At 66.9% G+C, this 23,055-nt stretch carries 27 protein-coding genes; 18 read left to right on the top strand and 9 right to left on the bottom strand.

Annotated features, from left to right (window positions below; translation table 11 throughout):
• Position 1: 1 nt before the first annotated feature.
• Positions 2 to 223 (top strand): hypothetical protein, encoded by a 222-nt coding sequence (locus F7Q96_RS24995; protein ID WP_144425775.1) that lies wholly within the window; start codon positions 2 to 4, stop codon positions 221 to 223.
• A gap of 252 nt (positions 224 to 475) precedes the next feature.
• Here F7Q96_RS24995 and F7Q96_RS26920 read toward each other — a convergent pair whose 3' ends face one another.
• From F7Q96_RS26920 to lexA, 3 genes are all read right to left on the bottom strand, one after another.
• Complete coding sequence (locus F7Q96_RS26920) at positions 476 to 625, bottom strand: hypothetical protein (RefSeq protein ID WP_156526608.1); 150 nt, start codon at positions 623 to 625, stop codon at positions 476 to 478.
• Positions 626 to 823: 198 nt separating this feature from the next.
• The gene (locus F7Q96_RS26915; RefSeq protein ID WP_023265037.1) at positions 824 to 997 is read right to left on the bottom strand and encodes a hypothetical protein; all 174 of its coding nucleotides are present in this window, start codon (positions 995 to 997) and stop codon (positions 824 to 826) included.
• 122 nt (positions 998 to 1,119) lie between these two features.
• A complete protein-coding gene (lexA, locus tag F7Q96_RS24990; RefSeq protein WP_053821608.1) occupies positions 1,120 to 1,776 on the bottom strand; it encodes a transcriptional repressor LexA in 657 nt (218 codons plus the stop codon).
• A 274-nt stretch (positions 1,777 to 2,050) separates the two neighbouring features.
• Between lexA and F7Q96_RS24985 the strand changes: the two genes are divergently transcribed.
• The 8 genes from F7Q96_RS24985 to F7Q96_RS24950 all read left to right on the top strand — a co-directional run bounded on the left by F7Q96_RS24985 (position 2,051) and on the right by F7Q96_RS24950 (position 8,170).
• Positions 2,051 to 3,046: an asparaginase gene (locus F7Q96_RS24985; RefSeq protein WP_053821609.1), complete on the top strand. Its 996-nt coding sequence runs from the start codon at positions 2,051 to 2,053 to the stop codon at positions 3,044 to 3,046.
• A 147-nt stretch (positions 3,047 to 3,193) separates the two neighbouring features.
• On the top strand, positions 3,194 to 3,568 hold the full coding sequence (gene rpsF / locus F7Q96_RS24980; RefSeq protein WP_006575389.1) for a 30S ribosomal protein S6: 375 nt from the start codon (positions 3,194 to 3,196) through the stop codon (positions 3,566 to 3,568).
• A gap of 65 nt (positions 3,569 to 3,633) precedes the next feature.
• A complete protein-coding gene (gene priB, locus F7Q96_RS24975) occupies positions 3,634 to 3,933 on the top strand; it encodes a primosomal replication protein N (protein WP_006575388.1) in 300 nt (99 codons plus the stop codon).
• A gap of 3 nt (positions 3,934 to 3,936) precedes the next feature.
• Entirely contained in the window at positions 3,937 to 4,215 is a 279-nt protein-coding gene (gene rpsR / locus F7Q96_RS24970; RefSeq protein WP_006575387.1) for a 30S ribosomal protein S18, read from the top strand.
• Positions 4,216 to 4,242: 27 nt separating this feature from the next.
• Positions 4,243 to 4,695, top strand: a complete 453-nt coding sequence (gene rplI, locus F7Q96_RS24965; RefSeq protein WP_053821610.1) for a 50S ribosomal protein L9 — start codon at positions 4,243 to 4,245, stop codon at positions 4,693 to 4,695.
• Between the two features lie 231 nt (positions 4,696 to 4,926).
• Positions 4,927 to 6,318 carry a replicative DNA helicase gene (locus F7Q96_RS24960; protein WP_006575385.1) on the top strand — a complete coding sequence of 464 codons (1,392 nt, stop codon included), beginning with the start codon at positions 4,927 to 4,929 and terminating at the stop codon, positions 6,316 to 6,318.
• Positions 6,319 to 6,511: 193 nt separating this feature from the next.
• Positions 6,512 to 7,138 (top strand): DUF47 domain-containing protein, encoded by a 627-nt coding sequence (locus F7Q96_RS24955; RefSeq protein ID WP_006575384.1) that lies wholly within the window; start codon positions 6,512 to 6,514, stop codon positions 7,136 to 7,138.
• A gap of 21 nt (positions 7,139 to 7,159) precedes the next feature.
• Positions 7,160 to 8,170 carry an inorganic phosphate transporter gene (locus F7Q96_RS24950; protein WP_053821611.1) on the top strand — a complete coding sequence of 337 codons (1,011 nt, stop codon included), beginning with the start codon at positions 7,160 to 7,162 and terminating at the stop codon, positions 8,168 to 8,170.
• Positions 8,171 to 8,263: 93 nt separating this feature from the next.
• Here F7Q96_RS24950 and F7Q96_RS24945 read toward each other — a convergent pair whose 3' ends face one another.
• The 5 genes from F7Q96_RS24945 to F7Q96_RS24920 form a co-directional block, all read right to left on the bottom strand.
• Positions 8,264 to 8,938, bottom strand: a complete 675-nt coding sequence (locus F7Q96_RS24945; RefSeq protein ID WP_053823058.1) for a C40 family peptidase — start codon at positions 8,936 to 8,938, stop codon at positions 8,264 to 8,266.
• 107 nt (positions 8,939 to 9,045) lie between these two features.
• Positions 9,046 to 9,585, bottom strand: a complete 540-nt coding sequence (locus F7Q96_RS27080) for a hypothetical protein (RefSeq protein ID WP_174781520.1) — start codon at positions 9,583 to 9,585, stop codon at positions 9,046 to 9,048.
• 17 nt (positions 9,586 to 9,602) lie between these two features.
• Positions 9,603 to 11,306, bottom strand: a complete 1,704-nt coding sequence (locus F7Q96_RS24930; RefSeq protein WP_053821612.1) for a PhoH family protein — start codon at positions 11,304 to 11,306, stop codon at positions 9,603 to 9,605.
• 246 nt (positions 11,307 to 11,552) lie between these two features.
• Entirely contained in the window at positions 11,553 to 12,014 is a 462-nt protein-coding gene (locus F7Q96_RS24925) for a peroxiredoxin (protein WP_053821613.1), read from the bottom strand.
• Between the two features lie 194 nt (positions 12,015 to 12,208).
• A complete protein-coding gene (locus tag F7Q96_RS24920; protein WP_053821614.1) occupies positions 12,209 to 12,598 on the bottom strand; it encodes an Mth938-like domain-containing protein in 390 nt (129 codons plus the stop codon).
• A 362-nt stretch (positions 12,599 to 12,960) separates the two neighbouring features.
• Between F7Q96_RS24920 and F7Q96_RS24915 the strand changes: the two genes are divergently transcribed.
• The 7 genes from F7Q96_RS24915 (at position 12,961) to crcB (ending at position 19,745) form a co-directional block, all read left to right on the top strand.
• The gene (locus F7Q96_RS24915; protein ID WP_006577918.1) at positions 12,961 to 14,193 is read left to right on the top strand and encodes a pyridoxal phosphate-dependent aminotransferase; all 1,233 of its coding nucleotides are present in this window, start codon (positions 12,961 to 12,963) and stop codon (positions 14,191 to 14,193) included.
• Between the two features lie 84 nt (positions 14,194 to 14,277).
• A complete protein-coding gene (locus F7Q96_RS24910) occupies positions 14,278 to 15,588 on the top strand; it encodes a homoserine dehydrogenase (protein ID WP_053821615.1) in 1,311 nt (436 codons plus the stop codon).
• A gap of 66 nt (positions 15,589 to 15,654) precedes the next feature.
• Positions 15,655 to 17,100: a threonine synthase gene (gene thrC, locus F7Q96_RS24905; RefSeq protein WP_053821616.1), complete on the top strand. Its 1,446-nt coding sequence runs from the start codon at positions 15,655 to 15,657 to the stop codon at positions 17,098 to 17,100.
• A 206-nt stretch (positions 17,101 to 17,306) separates the two neighbouring features.
• The gene (locus F7Q96_RS24900; protein WP_053821617.1) at positions 17,307 to 18,554 is read left to right on the top strand and encodes a molybdopterin molybdotransferase MoeA; all 1,248 of its coding nucleotides are present in this window, start codon (positions 17,307 to 17,309) and stop codon (positions 18,552 to 18,554) included.
• A gap of 42 nt (positions 18,555 to 18,596) precedes the next feature.
• Entirely contained in the window at positions 18,597 to 18,854 is a 258-nt protein-coding gene (moaD, locus tag F7Q96_RS24895; RefSeq protein ID WP_053821618.1) for a molybdopterin converting factor subunit 1, read from the top strand.
• A 1-nt stretch (position 18,855) separates the two neighbouring features.
• Positions 18,856 to 19,368 (top strand): molybdopterin synthase catalytic subunit MoaE, encoded by a 513-nt coding sequence (gene moaE / locus F7Q96_RS24890; RefSeq protein WP_151023476.1) that lies wholly within the window; start codon positions 18,856 to 18,858, stop codon positions 19,366 to 19,368.
• A complete protein-coding gene (crcB, locus tag F7Q96_RS24885; RefSeq protein WP_053821619.1) occupies positions 19,365 to 19,745 on the top strand; it encodes a fluoride efflux transporter CrcB in 381 nt (126 codons plus the stop codon). Before moaE ends, crcB begins: the two co-directional genes overlap by 4 nt.
• On the opposite strand, the gene F7Q96_RS24880 is transcribed toward crcB, so the two are convergent.
• Positions 19,727 to 20,704 (bottom strand): alpha/beta fold hydrolase, encoded by a 978-nt coding sequence (locus F7Q96_RS24880; protein WP_144425776.1) that lies wholly within the window; start codon positions 20,702 to 20,704, stop codon positions 19,727 to 19,729. The genes crcB and F7Q96_RS24880 overlap by 19 nt on opposite strands.
• 248 nt (positions 20,705 to 20,952) lie before the next feature.
• On the opposite strand from F7Q96_RS24880, the gene F7Q96_RS24875 reads away from it, so the two are divergent.
• Together F7Q96_RS24875 and F7Q96_RS24870 are read left to right on the top strand one after the other, a co-directional pair.
• Positions 20,953 to 21,555, top strand: coding sequence for a TetR/AcrR family transcriptional regulator (locus F7Q96_RS24875; protein ID WP_053821620.1), 603 nt, complete (start codon positions 20,953 to 20,955; stop codon positions 21,553 to 21,555).
• A gap of 92 nt (positions 21,556 to 21,647) precedes the next feature.
• Positions 21,648 to 22,847: a substrate-binding domain-containing protein gene (locus tag F7Q96_RS24870; protein ID WP_053821621.1), complete on the top strand. Its 1,200-nt coding sequence runs from the start codon at positions 21,648 to 21,650 to the stop codon at positions 22,845 to 22,847.
• The last annotated feature ends 208 nt before the right edge of the window (positions 22,848 to 23,055 follow it).

Raw genomic sequence — 23,055 nt, 5'->3', positions numbered from 1 at the left:
GATGTACAGTATAGGCATGTCGCACGTCTATGACTACGAGTTCCCACCTCAACCGGTCTACGACCGGATACCCGATGGCCCGTGCTACCGCTGCTCGAAGCCGCGCATCTACACCGTCTACGCCTACCGCGTCTGGTACCTGAAATACGAGTGCCCGATCGAGGAGCTGTGCCCGGGGCTCGTGACCTGCGAGCACTTCAGCCGTGAGCCAGGGGTGGATTGATGCGCGCAGAATTTTCCAACGGCCTCCCGGGAACCCGCATGGAATAAGGGGGACGCAAACCGCTGTCGTTGGAAAACCGGAATACTAAGTGCTTGACGCACAAGGGCAAATGGCTGATTGACGGCCGGATTGTGATTCCTGTCGTCGTGGGTTCGAGTCCCATCAGCCACCCCAAGATCCCATGCAAACAGCCGCTCATCGAGCGGCTGTTTTGCTTTGTGCCGAGTTTGCGGGAGAGGGCGCTCGTGGTTCTCAGACCAACCGAGCAGCGGCCTTGGTGATCGTCCACCCGACACCGACACACAAGGCGATCCAACCCGCTGCGATCAGTGCGACATCGTGCCAGTTCATGGTGCGGCGACCGGGACGAAGCAGCTTGATGGTGTCGTCGGACGAAGGCATGGCCGTCTCCTTCGAAAAGCATGGGAAAAGGCTAGGCCAAGCTTCGACGAATTCACGGTCCGAGTTGTAAAGGTTTGTTGCGATGCGCAAGAGGCGTCGCTTGGCGCCGGGCCGCCGTATCTCACGCTTCGCGCTGATGCCCGATCACGCTGGCAACGCAGTCGATCTTGTCGCGGCAGTCGCACGAGCGACGCTTGCTCAGGCGTTCAGCTTCACTCCCGGCTGATCGAGTTCGAGCATCCGGCAGATCGCGGCCATGCTGCCGACCATCGTGCGGCGCTGGGCGCCCTGGTAGATGCGGACACCTTTGGACTGGCGGAACGGCGTCGGCTTGACGGGGTAGCGGGTCAGGGAGCGGTCGGCTTGCAGCATGGTGGTCCTCTTTGGTAAGGCGTCAGCGGAAGTCTTGCGGCAACACGGGGCCCTGCGGCTCGTGTGGCTGCATGACTGAGTTGGCGCCAAGGCGGCGGCGCCTGCCGGATTGCTTCGTTGCGCTAGAAGCCGGACTGGCGGATCAGTCCGACGGCGATGCCTTCGAGCGAGAACTCCTCGCGTCCAGGCTGCACGATGATGTTGGCGAAGTCGGGGTTCTCGGCGATCAGCTCGATGGCATCGCCGCGGTGCTTGAGCCGCTTGACGGTTACGTCTTCGCCGATGCGGGCCACCACGATCTTGCCGTTGGCGGCGTCCTGCGCGCGTTTGACCGCCAGCAGATCACCATCGAAGATGCCGGCGTCGCGCATGCTCATGCCGCGCACGCGCAGCAGGTAGTCGGGGCGCTCGTCGAAGACCGACGCGTCGACCTGATATTGGCGGTCGATATGTTCGGCCGCCAGGATCGGGCTGCCGGCGGCGACGCGGCCCACCAGCGGCAGCGTCAACTGCATCACCCCCGCCATCGGCAGCGAGAACTGGTCCGGCATTTCGGAGTCGCTGCGGTTGACCTTGAGCCGGATGCCGCGCGAAGCGCCGGGGGTCAGCTCGATCACGCCCTTGCGAGCCAGCGCGCGCAGGTGTTCTTCGGCCGAGTTCGGCGACGAGAAGCCGAATTCCGCAGCGATCTCGGCGCGGGTCGGCGGAATGCCGGTCTGCCGGATGGTATTGCGGATCAGGTCGAAGATCTGCTGCTGCCGGGGTGTCAGAGTCGCCATGGCTTGTCCGTGTTGTTGTATCCGGTGGCGGTCCCGTCGTCGCCGCGAGCCGTGAGGCGCGCGGGGAGGGAATGTCGGGGACCGCCATGTGCAACACTGTACGTTTGAACAGTGTGCTGTGATTTTATACAGTATCGGTCGAAGTGCAAGAGGAATTTGCATCGTCGTCCACTTTCGGCTGCGTGCGGTCCGTCCGCGGGGCAGGGCAAGACCGTAGGGGAGTGCCCTGTTCCGGCGGGTACAATCGCCGCCTGTTTACGAATATCTCGTGCCCATGACCCTGCCTCGCGTAATCGTTCTCGCCACCGGCGGCACCATCGCCGGTTCTTCGTCCAGCGCCGCCAGCAGCGCCCGTTACCAGGCGGCGACGGTGCCGGTGTCGGCGCTGCTCGATGCCGTGCCTGCGCTCAAGGACGTGGCCCGGATCGAGGCGGAACAGCTTGCGCAGGTCGACAGCAAGGACATGTCGTTCGCGCTGTGGGGGCGGCTCGCGGAGCGGGTTCATCACTGGTCCACGCAGCGCGACGTGGCCGGCATCGTCATTACGCACGGCACCGATTCGCTGGAAGAAACGGCGATGCTGCTGCACCTGGCCGGCGTGGCCAGCGTGCCGGTGGTGCTGACCGCCGCGATGCGGCCAGCCACCTCGCTGTCGGCCGATGGGCCGCTGAATCTGCTCGATGCGGTCCGCGTCGCGGCGCATCCGGATGCCGCGGGCAAGGGCGTGCTGGTGGTTCTCAATCAGGAGATCCATGCCGGGCGCGACGCGGTCAAGGCGCATACCTCGGCCGTCGACGCGTTCGCATCGCCGGCCGCCGGGCCGATCGGGCTGGTGCAGGATGCGCTGGTGCGTTTCACGCGCGCACCGCTGCGGCTGCCGCGGCAGGCCTTGCCGCTGCCGCGGCAGTGGCCGGCGGTCGAAATCGTCGCCAGCTATGCGGAGCCGAGCCGCGTGCTGGTCGATGCGCTGGTGGCGGGCGGCGTGCGTGGGGTGGTGGTGGCCGCCGCCGGCAATGGGTCGATCCACGAGACGCTGCTGGCCGCGCTTGCCGATGCGGCGCGGGCCGGTGTCGCGGTGGTGCGCAGCACGCGCACCGGGGCCGGCAATGTGATTGCGCCGACGCAGCCGAATCCGGCCGCCGGCGCCTTCGTGTCGGCCGGCGATCTGAATCCGTACAAGGCCAGGGTGGCGCTGCTGCTGGCGCTCGGCGCGGAACCGGCTCTCGCGGGCGATCCGGTACGGCTGCAGCAGTTCTTTACGCAGATCTGAGGCGGACGGCGCACGCGCAGCACCCCCGCTGCGGCCGCGAGCCCATGCTGCTTGCCGCCGTGGCCGTTCCGGGCTATACTCGCGGGCTATTTAACCCTTGCTGCACCGGACTTGACGCCCGGGCGGCTTATCCCAAAAGGAGCGTCAATGCGTCATTACGAAATCGTATTCATCGTCCATCCGGACCAGAGCGAGCAAGTGCCGGCCATGATCGAGCGTTACAAGACGCTGGTCACGTCGCAGAACGGCCAGGTGCATCGCGTGGAAGACTGGGGCCGTCGTCAACTGGCCTACATGATCCAGAAGCTGGCCAAGGCTCACTACGTTTGCCTGAACATCGAGTGCGGCAAGGACACGCTGGCTGAGCTCGAACACGCGTTCAAGTTCAACGACGCCGTGCTGCGTCACCTGATCGTCCAGACGAAGAAGGCCGAGACGGCCCCGTCGCCGATGATGAAGGAAGTCCAGCGCGAAGAAGCCCGCAAGGCTTCGCAGCAAACCAGCGAAGGCCAGGCCGCCTGAGTGCGGTCTGCTGTGTGCGGTTCGCTCCGGCATGACCGGGGCGGCATGCGAGGGGCGGTGGCGCGATGAACCAGCTGAGGCTGCACGCCACCCTTGTCGAGCGCGACGCGCTGCGCTACACGCCGGCCGGCATCCCCGTCGTCAACTGCCTGTTGCAATACGGCGGCGAGGTGGTCGAAGCGCAGACGCCGCGGCAGGTCGAGTTCGCGATCGCCGCGATGGGCGTCGGTCCCGTCGGCCAGCACCTCGAGCGTACGCCGCTCGGCACGGTGCTCGACTGCGAAGGCTTTCTCGCCCGCAAGCACCGCAACAGCAAGGCTCTCGTCTTTCACATCACTGGATGTAAAGCATTCGTAAAGGATTGAACCATGGCATTCGTCAAACGTGACAACAAGAACAAGAAGCGCTTCCAGCAGCAGAACCCGCTGTTCAAGCGCAAGCGCTTCTGCCGCTTCACCGTGGCCGGCGTCGAACAGATCGACTACAAGGATCTGGACACGCTGAAGGACTTCATCGGCGACAACGGCAAGATCACGCCGGCTCGTCTGACCGGCACCAAGGCGCACTATCAGCGTCAGCTCGACACGGCAATCAAGCGCGCCCGCTTCCTGGCGCTGCTGCCGTACACCGACCTGCACAAGAACTGATCGCCTGGTCGCTAAGGAGAAAACACGATGCAAGTCATTCTGCTGGAAAAAGTCGTCAACCTGGGCAACCTGGGTGACATCGTTCGCGTCAAGGATGGTTACGCCCGTAACTTCCTGATCCCGTCCAAGCGTGCCCGCCGCGCGACGCAGACCGCCATCGAGGAATTCGAGGCCAAGCGCGCCGAGCTGGAGAAGGCCGCCGCCGAGAAGCTGGCCGCTGCGCAAGCCGAAGGCGAGAAGCTGAGCGGCCTGACCGTCCAGATCACGCAGAAGTCGGGCGTGGACGGCCGTCTGTTCGGCTCGGTGACCAACGCCGACATCGCCGAAGCGCTGGCTGGCCAGGGCTTCAAGCTGGAGAAGGCGCAGGTTCGTCTGCCGAACGGTCCGCTGAAGATGGTCGGCGACTATCCGATCAGCGTGTCGCTGCACACGGACGTCGCGGTCGACATCACCGTCTCGGTGCTGGGCGAGCACGTCTAAGCTTGCCGGCCGCGACCGGCGCGACTTCCGCTCGCGCCGCCGCGGCCAGGTCAGCACGAAAGCAGCAAAACGCAGCAAGAAGGCAGGAGCAGGCTGACAGCCGCTTCTGCCTTTTTTCTTTGGGCCGCCGGCTCGCATGCGCGCGGCGCGCACGGCGCCACCATCATCCGCTCGCTCCGCCCGCCGAGAATCGCTCGGCCCAGCGCGAGCAGGCCGCTATAATTGCCCCCCATGAACGCGCCCGTCGCCGATCCCCAACTCGACAATCTCAAAGTCCCGCCGCACTCCATCGAGGCCGAGCAATCGGTGCTGGGTGGCCTGCTGCTGGATAACGCGGCCTGGGACCGCATCGCCGATTTCCTGTCCGAGGCGGACTTCTATCGCTTCGACCACCGGATGATCTTCCAGAGCATCGCGCGGCTGATCTCGGACACCAAGCCGGCCGACGTGATCACGGTCTACGAGATGCTGCAGGTGGCCGGCAAGGCCGAGGAGGTCGGCGGTCTCGCTTATCTGAACTCGCTCGCGCAGAACACGCCGAGCGCGGCCAATATCCGCCGCTACGCGGAGATCGTCCGCGAGCGTTCGGTGCTGCGCAAACTGGTCACGGTGGCCGACGACATCGCGACCTCGGCGTTCGCGCCGAAGGGCCGCGAGGTTCGCGAGCTGCTGGACGAGGCCGAATCCAAGGTGTTCGCGATCGCCGAGGAGGGCTCGCGCGGGCAGAAGGGCTTCCAGGAGATCCAGCCGCTGCTGACGCAGGTGGTCGAACGGATCGACGAGCTGTATCACCGCGATACCACCACCGATGTCACGGGCGTGCCGACCGGCTTTATCGACCTGGACCGGATGACCAGCGGCATGCAGCCGGGCGACCTGATCATCGTCGCCGGCCGTCCATCGATGGGCAAGACCGCGTTCTCGCTGAATATCGGCGAGCACGTGGCGGTGGAGCAGGGGCTGCCGGTGGCGGTGTTCTCGATGGAAATGGCCGGCACGCAGCTGGCGATGCGGATGCTGGGCTCGGTCGGCCGGCTCGATCAGCATCGCTTGCGTACCGGGCGGCTGCTCGACGAGGACTGGCCGCGGCTGACGCATGCAATCCAGCGGATGAACGACGCGCAGCTGTTCATCGACGAGACGCCGGCGCTCAATCCGATGGAACTGCGCGCGCGCTCGCGCCGGCTGGCGCGGCAATGCGGACAGCTCGGCCTGATCATCATTGACTATCTGCAACTGATGTCGGGCTCGGGCGGCGGCGAGAACCGCGCGACCGAAATCTCGGAGATCTCGCGTTCGCTCAAGGGCCTGGCCAAGGAGCTCAACTGCCCGGTGATCGCGCTGTCGCAGCTGAACCGAAGCCTGGAACAGCGGCCCAACAAGCGCCCGGTGATGTCCGACCTGCGCGAATCGGGCGCCATCGAACAGGATGCCGACGTGATCCTGTTCATCTATCGCGACGAGGTCTACAACCCCGACTCGCAGGACAAGGGCACCGCCGAAATCATCATCGGCAAGCAGCGTAACGGTCCGATCGGCACCGTGCGCCTGACCTTCCTGGGCCAGTTCACCAAGTTCGACAACTTCAGCGGCGGCCCGGCGTTCTTCGACAACGATACCTGACCGCGCCTGCATCGCCGGCTGGCGGCACGCTTTGCTGTGGCGGCACACAAAGCGTACGTCGCGCATCGACTACCCTGTAGAATATTGCTTTTCCGTGACAGCCGGCGGCGACGCCGGCTGTTGCACGATCTCTCCCGCAATCCAGTACTTCCCAACGAGACGGCGCGCTGGCGCGCCGCGACAAGGAACAGCCATGTTCGGCCGATTCATGCCCACCGAGGGCAAGTTCTTCGAATACTTCAACCAGCACGCCGACTGCGCGGTCACCGCATCGCGCGAACTGGAAACGCTGATCAACGATCTCGGCAACGCCGAAGCCCATGCGCGGCGCGTGCAGGCCACCGAGAAGAAGGCGGACCGGATCACGCACGACACCATCGATCTGCTGCACAAGACCTTCATCACGCCGCTCGACCGGGACGAGATCCACAAGCTGATCACGACCATGGACGACATCCTCGACCTGATGGAGGACGTGGCCGAGACCATCACGCTGTACGACGTGACCAGCCTGACCGACGAGGCCCGCAAGCTCGCCTCGATCTGCGTGCAGTGCTGCGAACTGGTCAAGATCGCGGTCGGCCTGCTCGAGGACATGGGCAACGCCAGCACGATCCTGAAGACGGCCCAGCAGATCGACCAGCTCGAATCCGAGGCTGACCGGTTGATGCGCGGGGCGATTTCCAAGCTGTTCCGCGACGAGACCGACGTCAAGCGGCTGATCAAGATGAAGGCCATCTTCGAGCAGCTCGAGACGATCACGGACAAGTGCGAGGACGTGGCCAACATCATCGAAGGCATCGTGCTGGAAAACGCCTGAGCGCGCCAACCGGAACTCGGCATGCAGACTGTACAAATGAGCTTGTGGGTGATCGTCCTGCTGGTGACGCTCGCCTTGCTGTTCGATTTCATGAACGGCTTTCACGACGCCGCGAACTCGATCGCGACCGTGGTGTCGACCGGTGTGCTCAAGCCCCACCACGCGGTGGCGCTGGCCGCCGTCTGCAACGTGGTCGCGATCTTCGTCTTCCATCTGAAGGTGGCGGCCACGGTCGGCACCGGCACCATCGACGTCAATATCGTCGACCACTATGTCGTCTTCGGCGCGCTGGTCGGGGCCATCGCGTGGAACCTGATCACCTGGTACTACGGCATCCCGTCCTCGTCGTCGCACGCGCTGATCGGCGGCCTGGTCGGCGCGGCGGTGGCCAAGGCGGGCACCGGGGCGCTGGTCGCCAGCGGCCTGCTGAAGACCGTCGCCTTTATCCTGATCTCGCCGCTGATGGGCATGCTGCTCGGCTCGCTGCTGATGCTGGTGGTCGGCTGGACCTTCTTCCGCACGCCGCCGTCGCGCGTGGACCGCTGGTTCCGCCGCCTGCAGCTGGTCTCGGCCTCGCTGTACAGCCTGGGCCACGGCGGCAACGATGCGCAGAAGACCATCGGCATCATCTGGATGCTGCTGATCGCCAGCGGCCACGTGATGCAGAGCGCCACCGAGCCGCCGACCTGGGTCATCGTCAGCTGCTATGTCGCGATCGGCATGGGTACGCTGTTCGGCGGCTGGCGAATCGTGCGGACCATGGGGCAGAAGATTACCAAGCTCAAGCCGGTGGGCGGCTTCTGCGCGGAGACGGGCGGCGCGATCTCGCTGTTCCTCGCTTCGACGCTGGGCGTGCCGGTCTCGACCACGCATACGATCACCGGCGCCATCGTCGGCGTCGGCTCGGTGCGCAAGACCTCGGCGGTGCGCTGGGGCGTGGCGGGCAATATCGTCTGGGCGTGGGTGCTGACCATTCCGGCGTCGGCGTTCATGTCGGCGATTGCCTGGTGGATCGGGCGGCATCTGCTGTGAGATCCGCCCGCAGGGGCAACCGATGAAACGAAAGGCCAGGCATTTGCCTGGCCTTTGTCATTGGCGCGCCGTCTCCCGGCCGGTGCTGCCGACTCAGCGGTTGGCGAAGGCGGCGATCGGATCGTCGTCGTCCGGTACCGGCGCGGCGGGTACCGGCGGCGGCGATGCGGGCACGGCCGGAACCGCCGGCATTGGCGGAGGAATCGGCGTGCTCGGCGCAACCGGTACCGCGGCGTTGGCGATGCGCCGCGCACCGTTGTAGCGCGACGCCCAATAGGGCTTGGTCATGTCCTCGAGCCGCACGGTGCCGCCGGTCGACGGTGCGTGAACGAAGCGGTTCTGGCCCACGTAGATGCCGACATGCGAATTGGCGCGTCCCGTCGTGTTGAAGAAGACCAGATCGCCCGAGGCGACCTGTTCGCGCGCCAGCGGCGTGCCGCGGCCGCCCATGGCCTCGGTGGTGCGCGGCAGGTTGACATTGGCCGCGCGCGCTACGACATAGCGGACCAGGCCGCTGCAGTCGAAGCCGGAATCGGGGGTATTGCCGCCGTAGCGGTAGGGCGTGCCGACCAGCGACATTGCCTGGATCGAGATCTCTTCGAGGCCGGCGCTGGGCTCGACGATCGGCGCGCGCGGCGTGCCGCGGGCATGGCCGCCGTGGCGCGACGGTGGCGTGCTGGCGCAGGCGGCGAGCAGCAGCGCGAGGGCGCCCAGCAGCAGCGGGCGCGTGCCGATCGCCGCCGCGCGCGGCGACGGGAGCGATGGGATCGATGGAAGCAAGGAAAGAAGGCCGGTGCAGGTCGATCGCATGGACTGGTGGGCCAGCCGGTGCGGGTCCATCGACCGGGGCATCGTTGCGAACGATGCCCGGATGGCTACCAGCGCAACTGCGCGTCGTAGGTGCCGGTGCCGACGGTCATGGACCTGGGCTGGCCGTTGTAAGTGGCGTGCACATTGTAGCGGCCCTCCGGCGCCTTGATCAGGCAGCGCGGCCCTTCGGTACGAAATCGCGCCACTTCGTGGCCTTCGCGCATCAGTCGTACTTCGACATCGGCCAGATATTCGCCGCTCGCGCCCTGCGTAAACAGCACGCCCATATTGAACTGCTTCTGGCGCGCGGCGAGCCGCCGCTGCTCGTCCTCGCCGACGCCGCCGCAGACATAGCTGACCGCGCCGACGGTGCGGATCACCGGCTCGTTGACCGGTGGGGCGGCCACCGGTGCAGGGGCAGGCGTGGGAGTCTGCATCGCGGGCGGGACAATGCCGGGCGCCGGCGCGGTAGCCGCCGGCGGGGGCGCCGCGGCCGGTTCGGAGATGGCCTGCGCGTGCAACAGGCCGGGCGCGGCCGCCGCGCCCGTCGCCACCGCACAAGGGATCAGCGCGCGGCAGGCGCGCAGCCAGCGATCGGCTGGCATGGCTCGCCTCGCTCCGCTCACAGCACGTCCGCCGCGTGGTCGGCCAGGCGCGAACGCTCGCCGCGGGCCAGCGTGATATGGCCGCTGTGGCTCCAGCCCTTGAAGCGGTCGACCACGAAGGTCAGGCCGGACGAGCCCTCGGTCAGGTACGGCGTGTCGATCTGCGCGATGTTGCCGAGGCAGACGATCTTGGTGCCGGGGCCCGCGCGCGTGACCAGCGTCTTCATCTGCTTGGGCGTCAGGTTCTGCGCCTCGTCGATGATGACGAACTTGTTGACGAAGGTGCGGCCGCGCATGAAGTTCATGCTCTTGACCTTGATGCGCGAGCGGATCAGTTCCTGCGTGGCGGCGCGCCCCCATTCGCCGGCGCTGTCGTCGCTCTTCTGCAGCACCTCGAGGTTGTCGTCGAACGCGCCCATCCACGGCTGCATCTTCTCTTCCTCGGTACCCGGCAGGAAGCCGATGTCCTCGCCGACCGGCACGGTCGCCCGCGTGACGATGATCTCGTTGTACAGCTTCTGGTCCAGCACCTGCTCGAGCCCCGCGGCCAGCGCCAGCAGCGTCTTGCCGGTACCAGCCTGGCCGAGCAGCGTGACAAAGTCGATGTCGGGGTTCATCAGCAGGTTCAGCGCGAAGTTTTGCTCGCGGTTGCGCGCGGTCACGCTCCAGACGTTGTTCTTGTGGTGCGTGTAGTCCTTCAGCGTCTGCAGCAGCGCGGTCTTGCCGTTGATTTCCTTGACCTGCGCATACAGCGGCAGGCTGCCGTCCATCGGCTCGAGGTAGACGAACTGGTTGACCAGGAACGAGGGCACCAGCGGGCCGGTCAGCCGGTAGAACATCGCGCCGGTCTTCGGGTCCTGCCAGCTTTCGACGCCCTTGCCGTGCCGGGTCCAGAAATCGTTGGGCAGCACCATCACGCCGGAGTACAGCAGGTCCTTGTCCTCGAGGACCTGGTCGTTGAAATAGTCCTCGGCGGGAAGGCCCAGCGCCCGGGCCTTGATCCGCATGTTGATGTCCTTGGACACCAGCACGACGTCGCGTTCGGGATGCTGCTGCCGCAGCGCGCTGACCACGGCCAGGATCTGGTTGTCGGCCTTGCCCTCCGGCAGGCCTTCGGGCAGCTTGGTATCGTTCAGGCGCGTCTGGAAGAACAGCGTCCCCTGCGCGTCGCGGTTGCCCAGCTTGGCCAGCGGCAAGCCTTCGTCGAGCACGCCGTCGGTGCCGGCCACCAGCGCGTCGAGCGTGCGGCTGACCGCGCGCGCGTTGCGGGCGACTTCGCTCATGCCCTTCTTGTGGTTGTCCAGCTCCTCGAGCGTCATCATCGGCAGATAGATGTCGTGCTCTTCGAAGCGGAACAGCGAGGTCGGATCGTGCATCAGCACATTGGTGTCGAGCACGAACAGCTTGGCGGGGCCGGTGTCCTTGCGCTGGCGGCGGCCGGTGGTGCCGGTGCTCGGTTTGACCAGCGATACCGGCGAGGCCGGCGTCGTCGACACCGGGGCGCTCGGCACGTCTTTCGCGCGGGCGCGCGTGCCGGCGGCACGGGCCTGCACCGCGGGCGCGGCGACTTCGCTGGGTCCGCTTTCAAGCAGGGCCACGCGTTCCAGGGCCGGAACGGGCTTCTTGGCCTGCGTCGCGGACTTGGTCAACCTTGCAACCGGAGCGAACTCGCTCGGGTCCAGCAGTTGTGCAGGCTTGGCGGGCATGGTCGGCAGCGGCATGCTGGGCGTTCCTTTCAGGGGGAGGGAAAACGGGGCGGGGCCGCGCACAGACGAAAAAGCCGCCGGGCCCGTTGAGCGGGCGAGGCGGCTTGTCTTGTGCGGGCGGACGACACGGCAGTTCCGCTACCGGCCCTGGGCATCGTGCGCCTGGGCCGGAGGGGAGAAGCAGCGTGGCAACCAGAATCTGAACTCATTACGGGGCAATGTATCCGAACGATTTCCGTTTGGCAATTGCCCAGGTGAAGGTCACATCGCGCGCACCAGTTCGAGCACTTCGTCGACGTGGCTGGGCACCTTGATGCCGCGCAGCTCATGGCGCAGCTTGCCCTTGCCGTCGATCACGAAGGTGCTGCGCTCGATGCCGCGCACCTCCTTGCCATAGAGCTTTTTCATCTTGATGACATCGAACAGCTGGCACAGCGCCTCGTCGGCATCCGAGATCAGCTCGAACGGCAGTTCCAGCTTGGCCTTGAAATTCTCGTGCGACTTCATGCTGTCGCGCGAGACGCCGAACACCACCGCGCCGGCGGCCTCGAAGGCCTCGTGCTGATCGCGGAAGTCCATCGCCTCGTTGGTGCAACCGGGGGTGTTGTCCTTCGGATAGAAGTACAGCACCACCGTCTTGCCGCGGTAGTCGGCGAGGCGGAAGGTGCCGCCGGTGGCCGGTGCGCTGAAATCGGGAACGGCCTGGTTGAGACTCACTGTCATTCTTATGGCTCCTGGAGGAAGCGGCGCTGGGGAAATCGGCTTGCCGGGAACTGGCCCCGCGCCGGCTCGGGCAAAGGCCGGTCGAGGGGGGCGGGGAAGGCGGGCATGGCCATGCTCACGGCAAATGAGGGCGCGTCGGCATAGTTCAAGCGTGGCGTCGGGCAGACATCGGCGGACTGGTTGCGGCGGCGCCCTCAGCCGCCGGCGGGCCCGTCTTCGAGCAGCAGCACCGCCGCCACCTTGCGGCCTTCGGCCATCAGGATGTTGTAGGTGCGGCAGGCCGCCGGCATGTCCATCGCATCGACGCCGATATGGCGGCGCGACAGCGCGGCGATCAGCCGCGGATGCGGAAAGCGCAGCCGGTCGCCGGTGCCGAGCAGCACCACCTCGGGGGCATGGTCAAGCAGCCCCTCGAACTGGTCCGCGGCCAGGTCCTCGAAGCGCTGGACCGGCCAGGGCCGCACTTCGCCCTCGGGCATCACCAGCACGGAGGTGGTGTAGCGCACCTTGTTTATCTCGATATAGCCCGGGCCATACGCCGTGACGGTGTTCATGGCGTTGGGCTGGTCGGCATGGAGTTTCACGGGGGAACCTTGCGGGAATCGGGGAGAATCGTGGCGGGAATCGGGAAGGGAATCGAATAGGGAGCGGGTCAGCAGCGTGTCCGGAGCCTTGTCGGCGCAGCGGCGGCCGGCAGGCGGGAGCGGGGTGCTGGCGGTCGCGCTTCCCCACGCTGCATCGCAAGATCCCTGCCCGAAGTCTGTCATAATCCGCTAAATTATAGCCTTTGCCTTCCTGCCGGCCGCGCTGCCTCCGCATCGCCCCGCAGTGCAGCGAAGCGCGCTCCGGACGATCCCCTGTTTTACGCAGATTCCCTGTTCGCCGCCGCACGAACCGGCGGCCCCTTGCTCCCTTTGTCTCCGTCAGACTCCTGCCCGACCACGCCGTGAAACCGATCCAGAAATCCAACAAGCTGAACAACGTCTGCTACGACATCCGCGGCCCGGTGCTGGAGAAGGCCAAGCAGATGGAGGAAGAAGGGCACAAGATCATCAAGCTCAATATCGGCAACCTTGCCGTATTCGGCTTCGATGCGCCGGAGGAGATCCAGCAGGACATGATGCGCAACCTGCCGAACTCGGCGGGCTACTCGGATTCGAAAGGCATCTTCGCCGCGCGCAAGGCGATCATGCACTACACCCAGCAGAAGAACATCCACGGCGTGGGCCTGGACGACATCTATGTCGGCAACGGCGCGTCCGAGCTGATCGTGATGTCGATGAACGCGCTGCTGAACAATGGCGACGAGGTGCTGGTGCCCACGCCGGATTACCCGCTGTGGACCGCCGCGGTCAGCCTGTCGGGCGGCACCCCGGTGCACTACCTGTGCGACGAGGCCAACGACTGGATGCCGGACCTGGACGACATCCGCGCGAAGATCACGCCCAATACCAAGGCCATCGTCGTGATCAACCCGAACAACCCGACCGGGGCGCTGTACTCGGACGAGCTGCTGCGCGAGATCGTCGCGATCGCGCGCCAGCACGGGCTGATCATCTTCGCCGACGAGATCTACGACAAGGTGCTGTACGACGGCCATACGCACACGTCGATCGCCGCGCTGTCGACCGACGTGCTGACCGTGACCTTCAACGGCCTGTCGAAGAACTACCGTTCGTGCGGCTACCGCGCCGGCTGGATGGTGGTGTCGGGCGACAAGCGTCCGGCGCACGACTATATCGAGGGCCTGAACATGCTGTCCTCGATGCGCCTGTGCGCCAACGTGCCGGGCCAGTGGGCGATCCAGACCGCGCTGGGCGGCTACCAGAGCATCAATGACCTGGTGGCCGAGGGCGGGCGCCTGCGCCGCCAGCGCGACCTGGCCTACGAGCTGATCACGCAGATCCCCGGCGTGACCTGCGTCAAGCCGAAGGCGGCGCTGTACCTGTTCCCGAAGCTGGACCTGTCGATGTATCCGATCCAGGACGATCAGGAATTCATCTACGAGCTGCTGCAGGAATCGAAGGTGCTGCTGGTGCAGGGCACCGGCTTCAACTGGGCCAGGCCGGACCATTTCCGCATCGTCTTCCTGCCGCACGAAGAGGATCTGCGCGAAGCGATCGGCCGCGTCGGCCGCTTCCTCGAGTCCTATCGAAAACGACACGGCGCGACGGCCTGACCGACTCACTGGCTGCGGCTGCGGCCGGCTCCGAACCCACGCTCCGTCGCGCTCACCCATTTGCAAACTGGAATCTGATTGACCATGAACCCCATCAAAGTAGGCCTGCTCGGCATCGGTACCGTCGGTAGCGGCACGTTCGACGTGCTCAAGCGCAACCAGGAGGAGATCCGCCGCCGTGCGGGCCGCGGTATCGAAATTACGATGGTGGCCGACCTGAACACCGAGCGCGCGCGCGAGCTGACCGGTGGGCAAGTCCAGGTGGTGGCCGATGCGCGCGAGGTGGTCAGCCATCCCGACATCGACATCGTGGTCGAACTGATCGGCGGCTACGGCATCGCGCGGGAGCTGGTGCTGCAGGCGATCGCCAACGGCAAGCATGTGGTGACCGCCAACAAGGCGCTGCTGGCGGTGCATGGCAACGAGATCTTCGAGGCCGCGCGCAGCAAGGGCGTGATGGTCGCGTTCGAGGCCGCGGTGGCCGGCGGCATTCCGATCATCAAGGCGCTGCGCGAGGGCTTGAGCGCGAACCGCATCCAGTGGATCGCCGGCATCATCAATGGCACCACCAACTTCATCCTGTCGGAGATGCGCGACAAGGGCCTGGACTTCGACACCGTGCTGAAGGAGGCCCAGCAGCTGGGCTACGCCGAGGCCGATCCGACCTTCGACATCGAGGGCATCGACGCCGCGCACAAGATCACGCTGATGAGCGCGATCGCGTTCGGCATGCCGGTGCAGTTCGACAAGACCCACGTCGAGGGCATCACGCGGCTGTCCGCGATCGACATCCAGTACGCCGAGGAACTCGGCTACCGTATCAAGCTGCTGGGCCTGACGCGCCGCCGCGAGGACGGCATCGAGCTGCGCGTGCATCCGACGCTGGTGCCGGCCTCGCGGCTGATCGCCAACGTCGAGGGTGCGATGAACGCGGTGCTGGTGCAGGGCGACGCGGTCGGCGCCACGCTGTACTACGGCAAGGGCGCCGGCGCGGAGCCGACCGCATCGGCGGTGATCGCCGACCTCGTCGACGTGACGCGCCTGCATACCGCCGACCCCGAGCACCGCGTGCCGCATCTGGCGTTCCAGCCGGACGAGCTGTCCAGCGTGCCGGTGCTGCCGATCGAGGAAGTCACCAGCAGCTACTATCTGCGCATGCGCGTGTCGGACCAGACCGGCGTGCTGGCCGACATCACCCGCATCCTGGCCGATTCGGGCATCTCGATCGACGCGATGCTGCAGAAGGAGTCGCGCGAGGGCGAGCCGCAGACCGATATCATCATGCTGTCGCACCTGGCGCGCGAGAAGCAGGTCAACGCCGCCATCGCCAGGATCGAGGCGCTGCCGACGGTGCTCTCGGGCGTCACCCGCCTGCGCATGGAAGAACTGAACTGAAGCCGCGCCGATGGCCGCGCCGCCGCCCGCACCGGGCAAGGCACGGCCCGGCAGGCCACCATCACGATGAACTACAAGTCGACCCGCGGCCATGACGTGCCGCAAACCTTCTCCGAGATCCTGCTGGGCGGCCTGGCGCCGGACGGCGGCCTGTATCTGCCGCAGCAATATCCGCAGATCAGCGCAGACGAGCTCGAGTCGTGGCGCAAGCTGTCGTACGCCGATCTGGCCTACGAAATCCTCGCCAGGTTCTGCGACGACATTCCGGCCGAGGACCTGCGTGCGCTGACGCGCAAGACCTATACCGCCGAGGTCTACTGCAACGCGCGCGCCGGCGACAACACCGCCGATATCACGCCGCTGCGCAAGCTCGGCGACGAGGCCGGCGCGCCGCTGTATCTGCTCGGCCTGTCCAACGGCCCCACGCTGGCGTTCAAGGACATGGCGATGCAACTGCTGGGCAACCTGTTCGAGTACGCGCTCGCGCGCGCCGGGCAGGAGCTCAATATCCTGGGCGCGACGTCGGGCGACACCGGCAGCGCGGCCGAATACGCGATGCGCGGCAAGCGCGGCATCCGTGTGTTCATGCTGAGCCCGCACAACAAGATGAGCGCGTTCCAGACCGCGCAGATGTTCAGCCTGCAGGACCCGAACATCTTCAACCTGGCGGTGCAGGGCGTGTTCGACGACTGCCAGGACATCGTCAAGGCGGTGTCCAACGACCTCGAATTCAAGTCGCGCCAGAAGATCGGCACCGTCAATTCGATCAACTGGGCGCGCGTGGTCGCGCAGGTGGTCTACTACTTCAAGGGCTGGCTGCTGGCAACCGATGGTCCCGGCCAGAAGGTCTCGTTCTGCGTGCCGTCGGGCAACTTCGGCAATGTCTGCGCCGGCCACATCGCACGCATGATGGGTTTGCCGATCGACAAGCTGGTGGTGGCGACCAACGAGAACGACGTGCTCGACGAGTTCTTCCGCACCGGCATCTATCGCGTGCGCAAGGCGGCCGAGACGTACCACACGTCGAGCCCGAGCATGGACATCTCGAAGGCGTCGAATTTCGAACGCTTCATCTTCGATCTGCTGGGGCAGGATGCCGGCAAGCTGGCGCAGCTGTTCCGCGATGTCGATACCAAGGGCGGCTTCGACCTGTCCGGCACGCCGGACTACGAGCGCATCCGCCAGTTCGGTTTCGTCTCGGGCCGCAGCACGCATGACGACCGCATCGCGACGATCCGCGACCTGTCGGCGCGCTATGGCATCACCATCGATACCCACACGGCCGACGGCGTCAAGGTCGCGCGCGAACATCTGTCGGCGGGCACGCCGATGGTGGTGCTGGAAACCGCGCTGCCGGCCAAGTTCGCCGACACGATCCGCGAGGCGCTGGGCCGCGAGCCCGAACGCCCGGCGGCCTTCGAGGGCATCGAGGCGCTGCCGCAGCGTTTCGAGGTGATGCCGGCCGACGTCGAGCAGGTCAAGGCGTACATCGCCCGGCATACCGGGCTGTAATCCGGCGTTCTGCCGCCGTGCGCGCTGCGCGGCGGCCGCCGAGTCATTACAATCGCCCCAGTACAATCGAATCAGCCGCTTGCCGCCGCCGGCTTCGCGCCGCGGCCGCCAGCGCCGCCTCGCGCAGGCGGGGCCTGTCCGGACATTGCGTTCCCGCCTGCGCGGGCCGCGACGACAACGCACCTCGCATGGAAAATCGTCCCCCGATGCTGACGCTGGCGCAGGCGCTCGACGCGCTGCTGGCCGGCGCGCAGCCGATCACCGAAAGCGAACGCGTCGATACGCTGCAGGCCAATGGCCGCGTGCTGGCCCGGCCGGTCGCCAGCACGCTCGACGTCCCGCCCGCCGACAACACGTCGATGGATGGCTACGCGCTGCGCTGCGCGGACGTGCCGATGCCGGGCACCCGGCTGCGCGTTGCGCAGCGCATTCCGGCCGGCCATGTCGGCGTGCCGCTGGAAGCGGGCACCGCGGCGCGCATCTTTACCGGCGGGCTGATTCCGGCCGGCGCCGATGCGGTGGTGATGCAGGAGCAGTGCCAGGCCGACGGCGACTTCGTCGTGGTCAATCACGCGCCCGGTCCTGGCGAGTGGATCCGCCGCGCCGGCGAGGACATCATGGCAGGCGCGGTGATCCTGCCCACCGGTGCGCGGCTGACGCCGCAGGCGCTGGGCCTGGCGGCCTCGGTCGGCCAGGCGCAGGTCGACGTGGTGCGGCGCCCGCGCGTGGCGGTGTTCTTTACCGGCGATGAACTGGCGATGCCGGGCGAGCCGCTGAAGCCGGGCGCGATCTACAACTCGAACCGCTTCACGCTGCGCGGCCTGCTGGAAAACCTCGGCTGCGAAGTGACCGATTTCGGCATCGTGCCCGACACGCTCGACGCCACGCGCGACACGCTGCGGCGCGCGGCGCAGGGTCACGACCTGATCCTGACTTCGGGCGGCGTGTCGGTCGGCGAGGAGGACCATATCAAGCCGGCGGTGCAGGCCGAAGGGCGGCTGGACCTGTGGCAGATCGCGATCAAGCCGGGCAAGCCGCTGGCGTTCGGCCATGTGTCGCGCGGCGGTGCCGGCGGCACGACCGGTACAGGCGATGCAGCCAGCGTCGCCGACAGCGCGGCCTTCCTCGGCCTGCCGGGCAACCCGGTGTCGAGCTTCGTCACCTTCCTGCTGTTCGTGCGTCCGTTCCTGCTGCGCATGCAGGGCGTCACCGACGTGGCGCCGCGGCGCATTCCGATGCGGGCCGACTTTGACCTGACCAAGTTCGATCGCCGCAACGAATTCCTGCGGGTGAAGATCAACGAGGGCGGCGGACTGGACCTGTTCCCCAACCAGAGTTCGGGCGTGCTGACCTCGACGGTCTGGGGCGACGGCCTGGTCGACAATCCGCCCAACCAGCCGATCCGGCGCGGCGACATCGTGTCGTTCCTGCCGTTTGCCAATCTGGTGGCCTAGCCGAGGCGAGGCCAGCCGAAGCCGTAGAGAGAAGAGGTAGCGATGCAGATCGAATTGCGGTTCTTCGCCAGCGTACGCGAGCAACTGGGGGTGGCCCAGGAGCGCGTCGAGCTGCCGGACACTGTCGCGACGGTGGGCCAGGTGCGGCAGTGGCTGCGCGAGCGCGGCGGCGTCTGGCAGGAGGCGCTGGCCGAGGGCCGGGCGCTGCGCATGGCGGTGAACCATGCGGTCGCGCGCGCCGATACCGCGGTGGCCGACGGCAGCGAAGTCGCCTTCTTCCCGCCGGTGACCGGAGGCTGAGATGAGCGTCAGGGTACAACGCGAGGATTTCGACCTGGGCGCCGAGGTGGCGGCGCTGCGCGCGGGGCGCCCCGGCGTCGGCGCGGTGGCGAGCTTCATCGGCACGGTGCGGGACGTCAACGACGGCAGCCCGGTGCAGGCGATGGAGCTCGAGCACTATCCGGGCATGACCGAGAAAGCGCTGGAGCGGATCGAGGCGGTGGCGCGCGAGCGCTGGGCACTGGAAGGCGTGACCATCATCCATCGCGTCGGCCCGCTGCAGCCGCAGGACCAGATCGTGCTGGTGGCGGTGGCGTCGGCCCATCGCGGCAATGCCTTCGCCGCCTGCGAGTTCATCATGGACTATCTGAAGTCCGAGGCGCCGTTCTGGAAGAAGGAATCGACGCCCGACGGCGCGCGCTGGGTCGATGCCCGCGTCACCGACGAGGCCGCGCTGGCGCGTTGGGGCGTGCGCTCGCTCAATGCCAGTGGCGATGCCGACGAGGGAGAAGGCCGGTCCGGAGCCCCGGCTTGAGCGGGCTCGGCTTCGTCGCGGTCGGCGTCGGCGCGGCGATCGGCGCCTGGCTGCGCTGGCTATTCTCGCTGCTGTGGAATGCCGCCAACCCGGCGTTGCCGTACGGCACGCTGGCGGCCAATCTGCTCGGCGGGTTCCTGATCGGCGTGGCGGTCGGCTTCTTCGACGCCCATGCCTCACTGTCACCGGCCTGGCGGCTGCTGGTGATCACCGGCTTTCTCGGCGGACTGACCACCTTCTCGACGTTCTCCAGCGAGCTGACCGCCAACCTGCTGGCGGGCGACTATGCCGCCGCGGCGTTGCACGTGCTGCTGCACCTGGGCGGCTCGTTGCTGCTGACGCTGTTCGGGCTGTGGAGCTATCGGGCGTTGGCCTGATCCGGATCATCCCCGAACCGTCGACGATCCGTCGACGATCCAGCGCCCGACATCGCATCGATCATCTGCAATAACGCGGTATTGAAGGCCTGGGGCCGCTCCAGATGGGGACTATGGCCCGCCGCGGGGATCGTCGCGAATCGCAGCGCGGGCTGCAGCGCCGCGGTGGCCGCCGCCAGCGGCGGCCCGTAGAGCCGGCTTCGTTCCCCATACAGGCAGAACAGCGGCACGGCGGCCTCGCGCAGCATCGGCCGGTAGTCCTGCCGCGCCATGTCGAGCCACAGCTCGGCCAGTATGCCGGCATCGCAGCCCACCATCCATTCCCGCACCCGTGCCGCCTGATGCGCCGCCGGCTCGGCGCCATCGGCCCACAGCCCGGCGCCGACCAGCGGCACCATGCCGTGCCAGTGGCGCCGAACCTGCGCCGCCATCTGCTCTGCCTCCGCCGCGGTGTAACGGCCGTGCAGTCCATGCGGCCAGTCGGGCGCGGTCAGCAGGCGGGGCGTCATGTCGATCGCGCCGACCGCCGCGACGCGCGCCCCCAGCCATTGCCGGGGACGACCGCGCGCCAGCTCCCAGGCGACCATCGCGCCCATCGACCAGCCGACCACGATGGCATCGCGCAGAGCCAGCGCGTCGATCAGGCCGGCGACGCCGTCCGCCAGTCCGGCGATGGTGCCGCCGGCCACGGCGCGCCACCGCACCGACAACCCATGCCCTGCATGATCGGGCACGATCACGCGATAACCCCGCGCCGCCAGCGCCGCCTGGCCGGCGAAGGCCAGGCCGGGCACCGACCAGCCGTGCAGCAGCAGCAAGGGCCTGCCGGTGCCGGCTTCGCGCCAGCCGGGCAGGTCCGCGTGGGGGCGGTATTCCTTGAAACCAGAGGCGGCGGGAGACGACCCGGCAGGGCAGGGCACGGCTGAGCCGGGCGGGGCGGTGCGATCGGCGGCGTCCAAACGGTGTCTCCGTGGCGGCGTGGCCCATCCCGGGGTGCGGCCAAGCCGCGCGCCGCCGCCATGCCGGCCGGGGCCCTTGGGACAGCCATCTATTGACATTCCGATTCGCTGCTTTATACCATGAAACATGAATCACTTATCAGGTTTCACGGCTTGATGCGCGATTCCGCAACATGCGCCGACGCTGCCCGGCGCCATGCCTTGCTGCCACGTTTGCCAACCGTAGTCCCGCTCGAACGAAGGCGCCGATGCCACCGACCGAAGCCTGTGTGATCCCGAAAACCGCGCGCGGCCAGAAGACCCGCGAGGCGCTGCTGCGGGCCGCCGAGAAAGTATTCGGCGAGAAGGGCTACTACGCCGCGTCGATCTCCGAGATCACGCAGGAGGCCCAGGTGGCGATGGGCACCTTCTACCTGTACTTCAAGGACAAGGAGGACGTGTTCCGCGCGCTGGTCCAGCACATGCTGGAGCTGGTGCGCGCGCATCTGCGCAAGCACGTCGCGCCGGCCACCACGCAGATCGAGGCCGAACGCCTCGGCCTGAAGGCCTTCCTGTCCTTCGTCTCGCGCCACAAGAACCTGTACCGCATCGTGCTCGACTCGTATTCGGTCGACGAGACGATCTACAGCCAGTACTTCCAGGTCTTCGCCGAACTCTACAGCCGCCGACTGACGCGCGCGCAGGAGCTCGGCGAGATCGTTCCCGGCGATGCCGAGGTGCGTGCCTGGTGCCTGATCGGCATCAGCAATTTCCTCGGCATGCGCTATGCGCGCTGGAAGCGGCCGCCGTCGATGGAGAAGGTCGTCGACACCGCCTTCGACCTGATCACGCACGGGCTGGCGCCGCGATGACGGTCAACGAAGAGCGCATCAGCGCGACATAGGACATCGATCGGCGGTACCACCTGGCCACGACAAAACAAGAAGGACCGAGGAGACAAACGATGGAACCCCACCGCATTGCCCGCCGCACCGCGGCGCTTGCCGCCGCGCTCGCCGCCACGCTGCTGACCGGCGCCGCCGCCGCCAAGGACATCCGCATCGCCCACGTCTACGACAAGACCGGGGCGCTCGAGGCCTATGCCAAGCAGACCCAGATCGGGCTGATGATGGGACTCGAATACGCGACCGGCGGCACCATGACGGTCAACGGGCGCAAGCTGGTGGTGATCGAGAAGGACACGCAGGGCAAGCCCGACGTCGCCAAGGCGCAACTGGCGGCGGCGTACAGCGACGACCGCGCCGATATCGCGGTGGGACCGACCTCGTCCGGCACGGCGCTGGCGATGCTGCCCGTGGCCGAGGAATACCGCAAGGTGCTGCTGGTCGAGCCGGCCGTCGCCGATTCGATCACCGGCGACAAGTGGAACCGCTATATCTTCCGTACCGGCCGCAATTCGTCGCAGGACGCGATCGCCAACGCGGTCGCGCTCGACAAGCCCGGCGTGCAGATCGCCACGCTGGCGCAGGACTATGCGTTCGGCCGCGACGGCGTCAAGGCGTTCAAGGACGCGCTGAAGCAGGCGAAGGTCGTGCACGAGGAATACCTGCCGACCAACACCACCGATTTCACCGCCGGTGCCCAGCGGCTGTTCGATGCGCTGAAGGACAAGCCCGGCCGCAAGGTGATCTTCATCATCTGGGCCGGCGCCGGCAATCCGTTCAAGATTGCCGACCTCGATCCGAAACGCTACGGCATCGAGATCGCCACCGGCGGCAACATCCTGCCGGCGATGGCCAGCTACAAGAACTTCCCGGGCATGGAAGGCGCGACCTACTACTACTTCGGCATCCCGAAGAATCCCGCCAACCAGTGGCTGGTCGCCAATCACTACAACAAGTACAAGACGCCGCCCGACTTCTTTACCGCCGGCGGCATGGCCTCGGGCATCGCGCTGGTCGAGGCGCTGAAGAAGACCGGCGGCGCCACCGGCAGCGAAAAGCTGATCGCCGCGATGGAAGGCATGTCGTTCGATACGCCGAAGGGACGGATGACGTTCCGCAAGGAGGACCATCAGGCGATGCAGTCGATGTACCACTTCAAGATCAAGGTCGACCCCGCCTTCGCCTGGGGCGTCCCCGAGCTGGTCCGCGAGATCAAGCCCGAGGAGATGCAGGTGCCGATCCGCAACAAGCGGCAATAAGGGCGACGAGCGGCAACCAGCGCCAACAAGCTGCAATGAGCCGGAATCCGCGTCGACAAGCGGCAACTACGGCAACAACGGCAACGACGGCAATAACCGTGGAGAGCCCGGTGCAAGCCACCCCTGCAACCCCTGGCGCGGCCCGCGCGGCCGCGCGCACCGCGGCCGCCGATGGCGCCGCGCCGCTGCCCGGCGGCGATGCGCGGCG

The sequence above is a fragment of the Cupriavidus gilardii genome, from assembly GCF_008801915.1.
Taxonomy (GTDB): domain Bacteria; phylum Pseudomonadota; class Gammaproteobacteria; order Burkholderiales; family Burkholderiaceae; genus Cupriavidus; species Cupriavidus gilardii.
The sequence above is the reverse complement of the archived record's forward strand: the minus strand, read 5'-3'. Positions and strand labels throughout refer to the sequence as shown.

Excerpts from the sequence above, each read along its gene's own strand:
- F7Q96_RS24995 (WP_144425775.1), top strand. The coding sequence starts at position 2 with ATGTACAGTATAGGCATGTCGCACGTCTATGACTACGAGTTCCCACCT.
- F7Q96_RS26920 (WP_156526608.1), bottom strand. The coding sequence starts at position 625 with ATGCCTTCGTCCGACGACACCATCAAGCTGCTTCGTCCCGGTCGCCGC.
- F7Q96_RS26915 (WP_023265037.1), bottom strand. The coding sequence starts at position 997 with ATGCTGCAAGCCGACCGCTCCCTGACCCGCTACCCCGTCAAGCCGACG.
- lexA (WP_053821608.1), bottom strand. The coding sequence starts at position 1,776 with ATGGCGACTCTGACACCCCGGCAGCAGCAGATCTTCGACCTGATCCGC.
- F7Q96_RS24985 (WP_053821609.1), top strand. The coding sequence starts at position 2,051 with ATGACCCTGCCTCGCGTAATCGTTCTCGCCACCGGCGGCACCATCGCC.
- rpsF (WP_006575389.1), top strand. The coding sequence starts at position 3,194 with ATGCGTCATTACGAAATCGTATTCATCGTCCATCCGGACCAGAGCGAG.
- priB (WP_006575388.1), top strand. The coding sequence starts at position 3,634 with ATGAACCAGCTGAGGCTGCACGCCACCCTTGTCGAGCGCGACGCGCTG.
- rpsR (WP_006575387.1), top strand. The coding sequence starts at position 3,937 with ATGGCATTCGTCAAACGTGACAACAAGAACAAGAAGCGCTTCCAGCAG.
- rplI (WP_053821610.1), top strand. The coding sequence starts at position 4,243 with ATGCAAGTCATTCTGCTGGAAAAAGTCGTCAACCTGGGCAACCTGGGT.
- F7Q96_RS24960 (WP_006575385.1), top strand. The coding sequence starts at position 4,927 with ATGAACGCGCCCGTCGCCGATCCCCAACTCGACAATCTCAAAGTCCCG.
- F7Q96_RS24955 (WP_006575384.1), top strand. The coding sequence starts at position 6,512 with ATGTTCGGCCGATTCATGCCCACCGAGGGCAAGTTCTTCGAATACTTC.
- F7Q96_RS24950 (WP_053821611.1), top strand. The coding sequence starts at position 7,160 with ATGCAGACTGTACAAATGAGCTTGTGGGTGATCGTCCTGCTGGTGACG.
- F7Q96_RS27080 (WP_174781520.1), bottom strand. The coding sequence starts at position 9,585 with ATGCCAGCCGATCGCTGGCTGCGCGCCTGCCGCGCGCTGATCCCTTGT.
- F7Q96_RS24930 (WP_053821612.1), bottom strand. The coding sequence starts at position 11,306 with ATGCCGCTGCCGACCATGCCCGCCAAGCCTGCACAACTGCTGGACCCG.
- F7Q96_RS24925 (WP_053821613.1), bottom strand. The coding sequence starts at position 12,014 with ATGACAGTGAGTCTCAACCAGGCCGTTCCCGATTTCAGCGCACCGGCC.
- F7Q96_RS24910 (WP_053821615.1), top strand. The coding sequence starts at position 14,278 with ATGAACCCCATCAAAGTAGGCCTGCTCGGCATCGGTACCGTCGGTAGC.
- thrC (WP_053821616.1), top strand. The coding sequence starts at position 15,655 with ATGAACTACAAGTCGACCCGCGGCCATGACGTGCCGCAAACCTTCTCC.
- F7Q96_RS24900 (WP_053821617.1), top strand. The coding sequence starts at position 17,307 with ATGCTGACGCTGGCGCAGGCGCTCGACGCGCTGCTGGCCGGCGCGCAG.
- moaD (WP_053821618.1), top strand. The coding sequence starts at position 18,597 with ATGCAGATCGAATTGCGGTTCTTCGCCAGCGTACGCGAGCAACTGGGG.
- moaE (WP_151023476.1), top strand. The coding sequence starts at position 18,856 with ATGAGCGTCAGGGTACAACGCGAGGATTTCGACCTGGGCGCCGAGGTG.
- F7Q96_RS24875 (WP_053821620.1), top strand. The coding sequence starts at position 20,953 with ATGCCACCGACCGAAGCCTGTGTGATCCCGAAAACCGCGCGCGGCCAG.
- F7Q96_RS24870 (WP_053821621.1), top strand. The coding sequence starts at position 21,648 with ATGGAACCCCACCGCATTGCCCGCCGCACCGCGGCGCTTGCCGCCGCG.